This window comes from Paraburkholderia solisilvae (assembly GCF_902859875.1).
Lineage (GTDB): Bacteria > Pseudomonadota > Gammaproteobacteria > Burkholderiales > Burkholderiaceae > Paraburkholderia > Paraburkholderia solisilvae.
The window spans coordinates 86,498-99,873 of sequence record NZ_CADIKF010000013.1 but is presented as its reverse complement, the minus strand read 5'-3'; the positions used below and the strand labels follow the sequence as shown (position 1 = coordinate 99,873).

At 63.2% G+C, this 13,376-nt stretch carries 12 protein-coding genes; 10 read left to right on the top strand and 2 right to left on the bottom strand.

Annotation, left to right across the window (positions count from 1 at the left end; translation table 11 throughout):
- The first annotated feature begins 49 nt into the window (after positions 1–49).
- Positions 50–1,099, top strand: coding sequence for a sugar phosphate isomerase/epimerase family protein (locus HV675_RS10700; protein WP_175110873.1), 1,050 nt, complete (start codon positions 50–52; stop codon positions 1,097–1,099).
- A 52-nt stretch (positions 1,100–1,151) separates the two neighbouring features.
- Positions 1,152–2,291 (top strand): Gfo/Idh/MocA family protein, encoded by a 1,140-nt coding sequence (locus HV675_RS10695; RefSeq protein ID WP_246270175.1) that lies wholly within the window; start codon positions 1,152–1,154, stop codon positions 2,289–2,291.
- A 68-nt stretch (positions 2,292–2,359) separates the two neighbouring features.
- Here the strand turns inward: HV675_RS10695 and HV675_RS10690 are convergent, their stop codons facing one another.
- Positions 2,360–2,617: a hypothetical protein gene (locus HV675_RS10690; RefSeq protein WP_175110872.1), complete on the bottom strand. Its 258-nt coding sequence runs from the start codon at positions 2,615–2,617 to the stop codon at positions 2,360–2,362.
- 69 nt (positions 2,618–2,686) lie between these two features.
- Positions 2,687–3,628, bottom strand: a complete 942-nt coding sequence (locus HV675_RS10685) for a CysB family HTH-type transcriptional regulator (protein WP_175110871.1) — start codon at positions 3,626–3,628, stop codon at positions 2,687–2,689.
- 236 nt (positions 3,629–3,864) lie between these two features.
- On the opposite strand from HV675_RS10685, the gene HV675_RS10680 reads away from it, so the two are divergent.
- The 8 genes from HV675_RS10680 to HV675_RS10645 all read left to right on the top strand — a co-directional run bounded on the left by HV675_RS10680 (position 3,865) and on the right by HV675_RS10645 (position 12,796).
- On the top strand, positions 3,865–5,544 hold the full coding sequence (locus HV675_RS10680) for a nitrite/sulfite reductase (protein WP_175110870.1): 1,680 nt from the start codon (positions 3,865–3,867) through the stop codon (positions 5,542–5,544).
- 45 nt (positions 5,545–5,589) lie between these two features.
- Positions 5,590–6,132 carry a DUF934 domain-containing protein gene (locus HV675_RS10675; RefSeq protein ID WP_175110869.1) on the top strand — a complete coding sequence of 181 codons (543 nt, stop codon included), beginning with the start codon at positions 5,590–5,592 and terminating at the stop codon, positions 6,130–6,132.
- A complete protein-coding gene (locus HV675_RS10670; protein ID WP_175110868.1) occupies positions 6,129–6,869 on the top strand; it encodes a phosphoadenylyl-sulfate reductase in 741 nt (246 codons plus the stop codon). Before HV675_RS10675 ends, HV675_RS10670 begins: the two co-directional genes overlap by 4 nt.
- 92 nt (positions 6,870–6,961) lie before the next feature.
- The gene (gene cysD, locus HV675_RS10665; protein ID WP_175110867.1) at positions 6,962–7,924 is read left to right on the top strand and encodes a sulfate adenylyltransferase subunit CysD; all 963 of its coding nucleotides are present in this window, start codon (positions 6,962–6,964) and stop codon (positions 7,922–7,924) included.
- Positions 7,925–7,945: 21 nt separating this feature from the next.
- Positions 7,946–9,259, top strand: coding sequence for a sulfate adenylyltransferase subunit 1 (locus HV675_RS10660; protein ID WP_175110866.1), 1,314 nt, complete (start codon positions 7,946–7,948; stop codon positions 9,257–9,259).
- An 84-nt stretch (positions 9,260–9,343) separates the two neighbouring features.
- The gene (cobA, locus tag HV675_RS10655; protein WP_175110865.1) at positions 9,344–10,138 is read left to right on the top strand and encodes a uroporphyrinogen-III C-methyltransferase; all 795 of its coding nucleotides are present in this window, start codon (positions 9,344–9,346) and stop codon (positions 10,136–10,138) included.
- A 164-nt stretch (positions 10,139–10,302) separates the two neighbouring features.
- A complete protein-coding gene (locus tag HV675_RS10650; protein ID WP_217478096.1) occupies positions 10,303–12,033 on the top strand; it encodes a flavin-containing monooxygenase in 1,731 nt (576 codons plus the stop codon).
- 352 nt (positions 12,034–12,385) lie between these two features.
- Positions 12,386–12,796 (top strand): DUF2778 domain-containing protein, encoded by a 411-nt coding sequence (locus HV675_RS10645; RefSeq protein WP_343056779.1) that lies wholly within the window; start codon positions 12,386–12,388, stop codon positions 12,794–12,796.
- Positions 12,797–13,376 lie beyond the last annotated feature (580 nt).

Below are 13,376 nucleotides of genomic sequence, written 5' to 3'. Positions count from 1 at the left end.
CATGCAGCGTACTGCGCCATGTGGGCTCGACCATTGACGGAGGGGCATGATGAAGACCATCAAGGGACCGGCGATTTTCCTCGCGCAGTTCATCGGGGAAGACCCGCCGTTCGACAACTTCGCGCATCTGGCCGACTGGGCTGCGGGGCTCGGCTTCAAAGGCATTCAGGTGCCGGTCGCGCCGCAGCTGATCGATATCGAGCAGGCGGCGGCGAGTCAGACGTATTGCGATGAATGGCTCGGCGTCGCCGCCGATGCGGGCGTGACGGTGACGGAACTCGCGACGCATCTGCAAGGGCAACTGGTTGCCGTGCATCCTGCTTACGACTTGCTGTTCGACGGCTTTGCCGCGCCGCAGGTGCGCGGCAATCCGCAGGCGCGCACCGAATGGGCGATCGCGCAGTTGAAGCTCGCGGCGAAGGCATCGCAACGTTTGGGGTTGAACACGCATGTGACGTTTTCGGGCGCGCTCGCTTGGCCGTATATTTACCCGTGGCCGCAGCGTCCGGCGGGCCTCGTCGAAGCGGCATTCGATGAACTCGCGCGCCGCTGGAAACCGATTCTCGATGCATTCGACGAAGCGGGCGTCGACGTCTGCTACGAACTGCATCCGGGCGAGGACCTGCACGACGGCGTCACGTTCGAGCGATTTCTCGCGACGGTGAATGACCATCCGCGCGCGAACATTCTGTTCGATCCGAGCCACTACGTGTTGCAGCAACTCGACTATCTGGCGTTTATCGATATCTATCATCCGCGCATCAAGGCCTTTCACGTGAAGGACGCGGAATTTCGTCCGACCGGGCGGCAAGGCGTGTACGGGGGCTACAGCGGCTGGGTCGACCGCGCGGGGCGCTTCCGCTCGCTGGGTGACGGGCAGGTCGATTTCGGCGCGATCTTCTCGAAGATGGCCCAGTATGATTACCCGGGCTGGGCGGTGCTCGAATGGGAGTGCGCGCTCAAGCATCCGCAAGACGGCGCGCGCGAAGGCGCGGAGTTCATCAAGCGGCACATCATTCGCGTCGCGGACCATGCGTTCGATGATTTCGCGGAAAGCGGCGTGGACAGTGCGCAGTTGCGGCGGGTGCTCGGGCTTTGATCATCCGGTTGCGCGCGCAACGTGTGCGCCGCATCTAAAGGAGCAGTACGCGATGGCAACGAGACTGAAACTCGGAATGGTCGGCGGCGGACAGGGCGCGTTTATCGGCGCGGTCCACCGGATCGCCGCGCGTCTTGACGACCGCTTCGAGGTCGTCGCGGGCGCGCTGTCGTCGGACCCGCAGCGCGCGCAGGACAGCGCCGCCGAAGCGAATATCGCGCGCAGCTATGCGGACTGGCGCGAGATGGCGCGTGCGGAAAGCGCGCTCGACGACGGCATCGACGCGGTCGCGATCGTCACGCCGAATCATCTGCATGCGCCGGTGGCGACAGCGTTTCTCGAAGCCGGCATTCATGTGATCTGCGACAAGCCGCTCGCGGTATCGCTCGCGGAGGGCGAGGCGCTCGCGCGGCTCGCACGCGACAAGCAGCGGCTCTTTGCGTTGACGCACACGTACTCGGGCTATCCGATGGTGCGGCATGCGCGCGAACTGATCGAGGCGGGCGAACTCGGCGAGATTCGCGTCGTGCAGGTCGAATACGCGCAGGACTGGCTTGCGGAACCGATCGAGCAGAGCGGCACGAACAAGCAGGCGGCATGGCGCACCGACCCGAAGCTGTCCGGCCCGGCCGGCTGCCTCGGCGATATCGGCACGCATGCGTATCACCTCGCGGGGTTTATCAGCGGCATGCTGCCGGCTGCGCTCGCGGCCGACGTGCATACGTTCGTGCCGGGTCGCCGGGTCGACGATCACGTGCAGGCGATGCTGCGCTATGCGAACGGCGCGCGCGGGATGCTGTGGGCAAGCCAGGTCGCGGGCGGCGCGGAGAATGCACTGCGCCTGCGCGTGTACGGCACGCGCGCCGGCATTGCGTTCGACCAGGAAGAGCCGAACGAACTGTGGTTCACGCCGCTTGGCGGCGCTGCGCAGCGCTTGACGCGCGGGCGGGTAAAGGGTGTGGCCGCCGCGCATGCGACGCGTGTGCCGCCGGGGCATCCGGAAGGGTATCTCGAGGCATTCGCGCAGTTGTACAAAGACGCCGCGCTGCAGATCGAAGCACTCGATGCGGGCCGGCCGGCGCCGCCGGAAAGCCGCTTGTTGACCACCGTCGACGATGGGGTCGCCGGATTGCGGTTTATCGATGCCATGCTGGCGAGCAGTGCGGCTGGCGGGCAGTGGCGTGAGATTTGAGCGGGTGTTTTGGACGCGAACGCCGAACCCGCGCGGTGCGGCCGCGCGGCGCCTGAACAATCAGCCGCTCAGCTTTTGCTCTTCCTGATCTGCTCTTCGAACGCCAGATCGAGCTTGCTGGCCTTGCGCGGCTTCTGCGGTCCGAATTCGTCGACGAACTTCACGAACTCATCGAGCGGCAGCGGCGCGGATACCTTCTGATCGGCGCCGCTCGAACGGTCGACCAGATAGAACAACCCGCCGGACAGCGCGACGGCCGCATAGCGCGGATTGCCGCTGCGGGTCTTCAGGCGTTCGACGGCGTAGGTGGCTCGGGTGGTGCGCATAGTCAGGACGCGAAACGCGGATGGGATAGGGCGAGGAAAGACGTCTACTTTAAGCGATCGCGCATCGAATCAAAGCTCGTACGATTCGCTTTCGCCCTTCAACGCCTGTTCGATCAGCTTGCGGTTCATGCTCGGCGACAGCAGCTCGACCAATGTGTAGACATAACCGCGCAAGTAAGCCCCTTGCTTGAGCCCGACGCGCGTCACATTGCTGCCGAACAGATGCCCGACCGGCATTGCGCGCAAATGGCGGTCGCGTTCCGGGTTGAACGCGATATCCGCCATGATGCCGACCCCCAGCCCCAGTTCGACGTAAGTCTTGATCACGTCCGCGTCGATCGCCTCGAGCACGATGTCCGGGTGCAGGCCGCGCAGCCGGAACGCGTCGTTGATCTTCGTGCGGCCGGCAAATGCGTTTTCGTAGGTGATCAGCGGGTATTGCGACAGGTCATCGAGCGACAGCAGCTTGCGCTCGAGCAACGGGTGGTCGTCGTGCATCACCGCCACGTGGTGCCACGTGAAGCATGGCAGTGTGACCAGCTCTTTGTAATTTGAGAGGCCTTCGGTGGCAATCGCGAGGTCCGCCTGGTCGTGGATCACCATTTCCGCGACCTGGCTCGGGCTGCCTTGCAAAATTGAAAGGTGCACTTTCGGGTAGCGTTTCTTGAATTCGGCGATCGCCGCGGGCAGCGAGTAGCGCGCCTGCGTGTGCGTCGCGGCGATCACCAGATTGCCCTGATCCTGCGCGGCGTAATCCTTGCCGATCCGCTTCAGGCTCTCGACTTCCTGCAAGATCCGCTCGATCGACGCAAGAATGATGTGCCCGGGCTCGGTCATCGAGCGCACGCGCTTGCCGTGCCGCGTGAAGATCTCCACGCCGAGCTCGTCCTCCAGCTCGATGATGGCCTTCGAGACGCCCGGCTGGCTCGTATACAGCGCCTTGGCCGCCTCGGTCAGGTTGAAGTTCTGTCGCACGGCTTCCCGGACGAAACGGAATTGGTGCAGGTTCATTTATAACCTCGCGGCATATCAACAGAATTTTTTAGTCGTTTGAAATATAAGGCGAGTTTATTACGATTTCTCCAACTTTTCCAATATGGATATCTCTTTTCGTCATTAGCAAATCACAAGCGGGTCTAACGTCGTGCATCTGACTTGCTTCTCTAATGGAACGATCAGTGATCTCCATCGCGTAGCGTAACCGGAACGCTGCGTGGGTTGAGACAAACGAAAATTGGGGTCCCCGAATGTATCAATACGATCAGTACGACCAGACCATCGTTGACGAACGCGTCGCGCAGTACGCCGACCAGGTTCGCCGCCGGCTGTCGGGCGAATTGAGCGAAGAAGAGTTTCGTCCGCTGCGCCTGCAGAACGGCCTGTATATGCAGCGCCATGCCTATATGCATCGGATCGCGATTCCGTACGGCAATCTGCGCAGCGACCAGATGCGGATGCTCGCGACCATCGCGCGCGAGCACGATCGCGGATACGGCCATTTCTCGACGCGTACGAACATCCAGTTCAACTGGGTCGAGCTCGAGGAAACGCCGGAAATTCTGCGCAAGCTCGCGTCCGTGCAGATGCACGGCATCCAGACGTCGGGCAACTGCATCCGCAATATCACCGCCGACCATTTCGCCGGCATCGCGCCCGATGAGGCGATCGATCCGCGCCCGTGGGCCGAGATTCTGCGTCAGTGGTCGACGTTCCACCCGGAATTCGCGTGGCTGCCGCGCAAGTTCAAGATCGCCGTGTCCGGTTCGAAGGAAGACCGCGCGGCCGTGCAGATTCACGACCTCGGCGTGTATCTGTCGAAGAACGCCGACGGCGAAGTGGTCGCGAGCATCCTCGCGGGCGGCGGCCTCGGCCGGACGCCGATCATCGGCGCGATCATCCGCGAAAACCTGCCGTGGCAGCATCTGCTCACGTATTGCGAAGCCGTGCTGCGCGTGTACAACCGCTACGGCCGCCGCGACAACCTGTACAAGGCGCGCATCAAGATTCTCGTGAAGGCGCTGTCGCCGGAGAAGTTCGCGCAGCAGGTGGAAGAAGAGTGGCAGCACCTGAAGGACGGCCCGTCGACGCTCACGCAAGCCGAAGTGGACCGCGTGTCGCAATTCTTCGCGCCGCCGCAGTACGACAAGCTGCCGGGCACCGATCCGAGCTTCGAGAAGCATCTGCTCGACAGCCGCGGGTTCGCGCGCTGGGTCGAACGCAACGTGCGGCCGCACCGCGTGGCGGGCTATGCGGCTGTGACGCTGTCGCTCAAGCCGCACGGCGTCGCGCCGGGCGATGCGACCGACGCGCAGATGGACGCGGTCGCCGATCTTGCCGACGAATTCTCGCTGGGTGAAATCCGCGTGTCGCACGAGCAGAACCTGATTCTCGCGAACGTGAAGAAGCGCGACCTGTACGCGCTGTGGGAAAAGGCGAAGGCGCACGGGTTCGCAACGCCGAACCTGGGCTTGCTGACCGACATCATCGCGTGCCCGGGCGGCGATTTCTGCTCGCTCGCGAATGCGAAGTCGATTCCGATCGCGCAGGCAATCCAGCAGCGCTTCGACGACCTCGACTTCGTGTACGACCTCGGCGAAGTGTCGCTGAATATTTCGGGCTGCATGAACTCGTGCGGGCACCATCACATTGGCAATATCGGCGTGTTGGGCGTCGACAAGGACGGCTCCGAGTGGTACCAGGTGTCGCTCGGCGGCGAGCAGGGTTCGGGCGCTGAAGGCGCGCGTCTGGGCCGCGTGATCGGCCCGTCGTTTTCGGCTGAGGAAATGCCGGACGTGGTCGCGAAAGTGATCGATACGTTCGTCGATCAACGCCTCGACGGTGAGCGCTTTATCGACACGTACAACCGCATCGGCATCGCACCGTTCAAGGAGCGCGTGTACGCCTCGCGCCAACCCGCTCACGCGTAAAACCGGCTTAGTTGCCCACGGTTTGCCAGACAAGGAATTCTGCAGATGGCTTCGATTATCAAGGACCGCGCGATCGTCAACGATGACTGGACGGTCGTGCGCGCGGCGGAAGACGGCGCGCTGCCCGCGGTGGACGCATTGCCGGCCGGCAAAGTGATCGTGCCGCTCGCGCTGTGGCAGGCATCGCGCGACGCGTTGACGGCTGCGCATGGTGCGGCCAACGTCGGCGTGTGGCTTGCAGCCGACAGCGAACCGGCGGATATCGTCGGCGATTTCGACAAGGTCGCGCTGATCGCGGTCGATTTCCCGGTGTTTCGCGACGGCCGCGGCTACAGCATTGCGCGCCTGTTGCGCGAGCGTTATGGCTACAAGGGTGAGATTCGTGCGATCGGCGACGTGCTGCGCGACCAGTTGCGCTTTTACGAGCGCTGCGGCTTCAACGCGTATGCGCTTCGTGCGGACAAAGACATCCACGACGCATTGAAGGCGTTTACCGAGTTCACGGTGCAGTACCAGGGCGCATTCGACGAGCCGCAGCCGCTGTTCCGCCGTCGTGAAGCCGTCGCAGCGCAAAAGGTTTCGGCATGAGCGACGTGCACAACGTGGCGCCGGAACTGGCCGCGAAGATCGAGCGGCTCGATGCGCTGCTCGATTCGATCGCGGCGCGCCACGCGAACGTGAAGTTTGCGAGTAGCCTCGCCGCGGAAGACATGTTGCTCACACACGCCATCCTGTCGCGCGGCGTGAAGATCGGCATCTTCTCGCTGAATACGGGCCGCCTGCATGCGGAAACGCTCGGCATGTTCGATCGCGTGCGCGAGCGCTACGGCTATGAGATTGAGCAGTACCACCCGCAGGCAGCCGCCGTCGACGAGTATGTGAATGCGCACGGCCTGAACGCGTTTTACGAAAGCATCGACCTGCGCAAGCGCTGCTGCGAAATCCGCAAGGTCGAGCCGCTGAACCGCGCGCTCGCGGGCGTGAGCGCATGGGTGACGGGCCAGCGCCGCGAGCAGTCGGTGACGCGCGCGGAACTGCACGAGGAAGAGCACGACGCCGCCCGCAACGTGGCCAAGTTCAACCCACTGGCCGACTGGACGGAAGCCGACGTCTGGGCCTACCTCGGCGCGTTCGACGTGCCGGTCAATCCACTGCATGCGCGCGGCTACCCGAGCATCGGCTGCGAACCCTGTACGCGGGCCGTCCGGCCGGGCGAAGATAGCCGGGCCGGGCGCTGGTGGTGGGAATCGCGCGATACTAAGGAATGCGGGCTGCACATCACGACCATTCCGATCGCGGTGAGCACCGAAAACGCATCCGCGTGACCGCCGCCAGCCGCGCCGATCGCCGCCCTGTCTTATCGATATCGCGAGCTGGCCGCGCCGCTCGCCAGATGAATCAACGAAGGACCCGAACTATGAGCACGACGCTCGAACCGACTGTGACCGCACCGCTTCCGAACAAGGGCAACCGGATGGACCACCTCGACTGGCTCGAGGCCGAGTCGATCCATATCCTGCGCGAACTCGTGGCCGAATGCAGCAAGCCCGCGCTGCTGTTCTCGGGCGGCAAGGACTCGGTGGTGGTGTTGCATCTCGCGCTGAAGGCGTTTGGCCTCGGCGCGAACCGCAAGACCGTGCTGCCGTTTCCGCTTGTGCATATCGACACCGGTCACAACTACGAGGAAGTGATCGACTTCCGCGATCGCCGTGCGAAGGAAATCGGCGCGGAGCTGGTGGTCGGCCATGTCGAGGATTCGATCAAGCGCGGCACCGTGCGGCTGCGTCGCGAGACCGATTCGCGCAACGCCGTGCAGGCGGTGACGCTGCTTGAAACGATCGAGCAGTACGGCTACACCGCGATGATCGGCGGCGCGCGCCGCGACGAAGAAAAGGCGCGCGCGAAAGAGCGGATCTTCTCGTTCCGCGACGAATTCGGCCAGTGGGATCCGAAGGCGCAGCGCCCGGAACTGTGGAGCCTGTTCAACGCACGCCTGCATCAGGGCGAGCATCTGCGCGTGTTCCCGATTTCGAACTGGACCGAGCTCGACGTGTGGCAATACATCGCGCGCGAGCAGCTCGAACTGCCGTCGATCTATTACGCGCACTACCGCGAAATCGTGCGCCGCAACGGCCTGCTGGTGCCGGTCACGCCGCTCACGCCGATGCGTGACGGCGAGACAAGCGAACAGGCGCTGGTGCGCTTCCGTACCGTCGGCGACATCAGCTGCACGTGCCCGGTCGCAAGCGATGCGGATACGCTGGAGAAGATCATCGCTGAAACGGCGGTGACCGAGATCACCGAACGCGGTGCGACGCGGATGGACGATCAGACCTCCGAGGCCGCGATGGAACAGCGCAAGAAGCAAGGTTATTTCTGAAGCACACGAGGTAAGACAGTCATGAGCATTCATCAACCGCAAGACCTCGGCGTGCTGCGTTTCATCACGGCCGGCAGCGTCGACGACGGCAAGAGCACGTTGATCGGCCGCCTGCTGTACGACAGCAAGGCGGTGCTGTCCGATCAGTTGTCGGCGCTGTCGCGCGCGAAGAACAAGCGCACGGTCGGCGACGAAATCGATCTGTCGCTGCTGACCGACGGGCTCGAAGCCGAGCGCGAGCAGGGCATTACGATTGACGTTGCGTACCGTTACTTCGCGACCGCGAAGCGCAAGTTCATCATCGCCGATACGCCGGGGCACGAGCAGTACACGCGCAATATGGTGACCGGCGCATCGACCGCGCATGCGGCGATCATTCTGGTCGACGCGACGCGCGTGACGTTCGTCGACGGCGCCGCGCAATTGCTGCCGCAAACCAAGCGTCATAGCGCGATCGTCAAGCTGCTCGGTTTGCAGCATGTGATCGTCGCGATCAACAAGATGGACCTGGTCGACTTCAGCGAAACGCGCTTCAACGAGATTCGTGACGCGTATGTCGAACTTGCGCGCCAGCTCGGTCTCGCCAATGTGCGTTTCGTGCCGGTCTCGGCGTTGAAGGGCGACAACATTGTGACGGCGAGCGAGCGCATGCCGTGGTACGCGGGCGAGCCGCTGCTCGATGTGCTCGAAGCGCTGCCGGTTGAAATTGCCAGCAATGCGGCGCTGCGCTTTCCGGTGCAGTGGGTCGCGCGCCAGGACGGCAGCCAGGCCGACGATTTCCGCGGCTATATGGGCCGTGTCGAATCGGGCGAGGTGAAGGTCGGCGACACGATCGTCGTGCTGCCGGCCAATCGTGAAGCGACGGTCGCAGAGATTATCGCGCCGGTGCCGGGCGGCACCGCGCAAGTGGACCGCGCGTTCGCCGGGCAAACCGTGACGATCCGTCTCGAGCAGGATGTCGACGTGTCGCGCGGCGATACGTTCGTGCTCGCGGGCGACGCGCCGCAGCCGGCGAAGAAGCTCGAAGCGGACCTGTGCTGGTTCGACGACGCGCCGCTGTCGACGCAGCGCAAATATTTGCTGAAGCAGACCGCCAATACGGTGTTCGCGCGCGTCGGCGCGATCCAGCAGGTGCTCGACGTGCATACGCTGTCGCACGCGATCGACCGTCACGAGCTGACGATGAACGATATCGGCCGCGTGTCGCTGACGCTGCAAAAGCCGCTTGTCTGCGACGAGTATGATACGCACCCGGGCACCGGCGCATTTGTGCTGATCGACGAGGCGACGCATCACACGGTTGCCGCGGGCATGATTCGTGCGTTTTCTGCCTGAGAGGCTCGCGTCGGCGCAGTGAAAGCGCGCGAGCCGGTGTGCACAAGCGATTTCACATGAGTCGAATCAACGGAGCGGGAGCAAATGGGTAAGGTGTATCTGATCGGTGCAGGGCCTGGCGCGGCGGACCTCGTTACGGTGCGCGGCGCACGCTTGCTGGGCATCGCCGATGTCGTGCTGCACGATGCGCTGATCGAGCCGGAGATGCTCGAACACGCGCCGCGTGCGCGCAAGATCGCGGTCGGCAAGCGCTGCGGTCAGCGCTCGACCGCGCAGCACTTTATCAACAAGCAGATTGTCGATGCGGCGCGCGAGCATGATGTCGTCGTGCGGTTGAAAGGCGGCGATCCGATGCTGTTCGGCCGCGCCGATGAAGAGATGCGCGCGCTCGAAGCCGCCGGCATCGAATATGAAATCGTGCCGGGCATTACGGCGGCACTCGCGGGCGCCGCGTCGCTGCAGCGTTCGCTGACGCTGCGCGGTGTGTCGCGCAGCGTCGCGCTCGCCACGCACAGCCGCGCGGCCGATACCGAAGCGATCCGCGAGCAGGTGAATGCCGATTCGCTGGTGTTCTATATGGGGCGCGACAGCGCGCCTGAAATCGCGCAACAGCTGATCGACGCGGGGCGTGCACCGGTGACGCCGGTGGCGATCGTCGAGGCGTGCAGCACGCCGCGCGAGCGCACGCTGACGCTGACGCTCGAAGAGCTTGCGGCCGGCGACGCACAGCCGTGGCTGGACCCGGCGCAGCCGAGCCTGCTGATGATCGGCGACGCGTTTGCCGAGCGGCAGCGCGCGGCTGGCACGGTCGACGGCGTGGCCGGCGATGCCGACGCTGAAGCGAGCGGCGATCCAAACGACGTTCGCAGGGTGGCTTGAATCAGCTTGACCCGATTAACCGGTCACAAGGAAACGAAGGCGCGAGAAATCGCGCCTTTTTCGTTTTGGGGAACAGGGGTTCAGTGCACGGGCTCTTTCGAAAGACGGCGCCGCGGGATAATCTGCGCAACCAACGCGGACAGCCGCAGACGGAGATGGATCGAATGACCATGCAACCCACCGGGCACGCGACGCTCGCTTCGTGGCTCGACGCATTCTCGCGTGCGATCGCCTCGAACAACATCGACGATATCGTCGCGCTGTTTGGCGATACCTGTTTCTGGCGCGATCTCGTCGCGTTCACATGGGACATCCGCACGCTGGAAGGGCGCGATGCGATTCGCGCGATGCTCGATGCGACCCTTGCATCGACCCGGCCTTCCGGTTGGGCCGTTGCTCAGCCCGCGCAGCCGGATGCAACCGATGGCTTCATTGCATTCGAGACCGCGCTCGGACGTTGCGACGGCTATGTGCGTCTCGATGCGCAAGGGCGCTGCCTGACGCTGCTGACCGCGCTGCGCGAGCTCAAGGGTTTTGAGGAACCGACGCGTCAGCGCCGCTTGACAGGCCATGAAGCGACGACCGCCGCTTCGCCCGACGAGGCGGCGCAACCTGACGTGCTGATCGTCGGCGGCGGACATTGCGGCCTGGCGCTTGCGGCGCGGCTCAAACTGCTCGGCGTGCCGGCGCGGATCGTCGATCGCCACGCGCGCAGCGGAGATAACTGGCGGTTGCGTTACGCGTCGCTGCGTTTGCACGATCCGGTGTGGACGAACCCTCTGCCGTACCTGAACTACCCGGATCACTGGCCGGTGTTCCCGACGGGGCAGCAGGTCGGCGACTGGCTCGAGACGTATGCGCGGGTCATGGAGCTCGATATCTGGCACAACGCGGAATGCGCGGGCGCACAGTACGATGCGGCGAGCGGCCAGTGGCAGGTGCGTGTCGTGCATGACGGCGAGCCAACGCTGCTGCGGCCGACGCACCTCGTGTTTGCGACCGGCCTGAACGGCGAGCCATTTATCCCGTCGATACCCGGCGCCGGGACGTTCGCGGGCGCGCAATGCCATTCGAGCGCGCATCGGGGCGGAGAAGGTTTCCGCGGCCGCAAGGTGGTCGTGTTCGGTTCGAACACCTCCGCTCACGATATCTGCGAAGACCTGTTTCGCTATGGCGCCGATGTGACGATGATCCAGCGGTCGTCGACTCACGTGATTCGCCAGTCGCATGTACTCGACCTGCTGAGCTCGCTGTATTCGGAAGAGGCCCTGGCTCGAGGACTCGACATCGAGCACGCGGACCTGCAGCGTGCCGCATTGCCGAAGCGGATGATGCCGGCGGTGTTCCGGCCGATGATGGAGCAGATCGCACAGGAGGACAGCGCGTTCTATCAACGGCTCGAGGCGGCGGGATTCCGGCTCGACTTCGGTGAAGACGGCTCGGGCCTGGTCGGGAAGGCGCTGCGCAAAGGGGGCGGGTTCTACATCGATACGGGCGCATCGGAACTGATCGCGAACGGCAGCATCAAGCTGAAGTCCGGTGTCGAGGCGACGCGTATCGGGCGCTCCAGTGTCGAACTGAGCGACGGTTCGCGGCTTGATGCGGACTATATCGTCTACGCGACAGGCTACCGGCCGATGCACGAGCATATTGCGAAGCTCGTTTCACCTGAAGTCGCGGCGTCGATAGGACGCGTGTTTGGATACGGTTCGGGGCTCGACGGCGATCCGGGCCCTTGGGAAGGCGAGTTGCGCAACATGTGGAAACCGACGCGGCAAGCGGGCTTGTGGTTTCACGGTGGCAACTTCCACATGGCGCGCTTTTATTCGCGGGTGCTGGCGTTGCAGTTGAAGGCGCGGTTGGAGGGATTGCCGGTGAAGGTGTATCGGCCGTAGGAGGGTTTCTAACGATACGGTCATGTCAGATCAAGACGCAACGGCGGCCAAGATTGAATTGGAACGTGCATAGGAAGAGGCCAACAAAATTTTACGGATCGTGTTCAGCCACGTGCTAAAAGCACAATTTTTGCCTTTCAAAGGGGCCGAACATGGCGATCCCGCTGCATCTTTGGTTGGAAGACGGATGCGTAGTTCTGTGCGGCTTCAGCGGCGACGCATCGTATGTTGCTGAAGCGAGTCAGGCTCCCGCTGTCCATCCGTACTAGGGGGAACGTTATGCCTGTTCGGTGTACGTTTCATCCTGAACAACGAAGAGACGTCTCGGTTGAGTTGCTCCGGTTTCGGATCGGTGGTCGCTTTCTCGGGGCGGGGAGTCGGGCGCGACAACCCGGCAGCAAGCGCGCTGCAAGACATCGGCCCAATACCGCCGGGTACGTACTATCTGCTTGATCGCGAGTCGGGCGGCCGTATGGGATGGCTATATGACTGGGTCGATTCGCATGGCTACGGAACCACTGATCACACAAAGTGGTTCATGCTCTGGAATGCGAAAAGCGGAGACGCGACCATGGTGAATGGCGTTACGCGCGGAGAGTTTCGGCTCCATCCCGCTGGCCGCTCAGGGCTCAGCAAAGGCTGCATAACTGTCCTCAACCCGTCTGAATTTGATCGCCTCGCGCGCCATATTCGCGCTCGTCCGTCGGACTTGCCGGTTCCGGGCGACGCGCGAAGCGCGTACGGTACGGTGGAAGTGCGATGAAACAGCTTGCTTGCGTAGCGGGTTTGGTCGTGATGTCGTTCATGGGTGGTCACTGGCTAACCCGCGCGCTCGCTCCGTACCCGATGGAGATGCCGCTCTTTCTGTACTACGCCATCGACTTCGTGCTACGTCTAACCGGCAACAGCGATTTGAACAACCCGGAGGACATGGAGACATTAGGGGTAACGTGTCTACTTGTCGCCAACTGCCTTTTTTCAGCGCTCGTTCTAGTGTGTTGCTGGTTCGGATTGCGGCGGCATTTCGTGCGATTCCTGCGACGTTAATTCGATGACTCGTCGTGTCGAACGCGCAAATTCGCCTATAAACCAGTCAAGGTATTTTTCACTCTCTTCGTTGATCTCTCGAAAAAACACCTCCCTAGAATGAAAAGGTTGCCGAAACATCGGCAACACAGGTCCGGAAGCCTGTAGCTGAAACCCGCACGCCTGCGTATGCAGGCCGTGCGTTAGCCTCTGCTCGCCTGCTTTTTCATTGGGCGGGCCGTGATGAGGGAGCCGCGAGGCTCGCCGGTTCAGGTTTCAGCCCGGTCTTCCGACCTCGTCATCGTGCCCGCTCACCC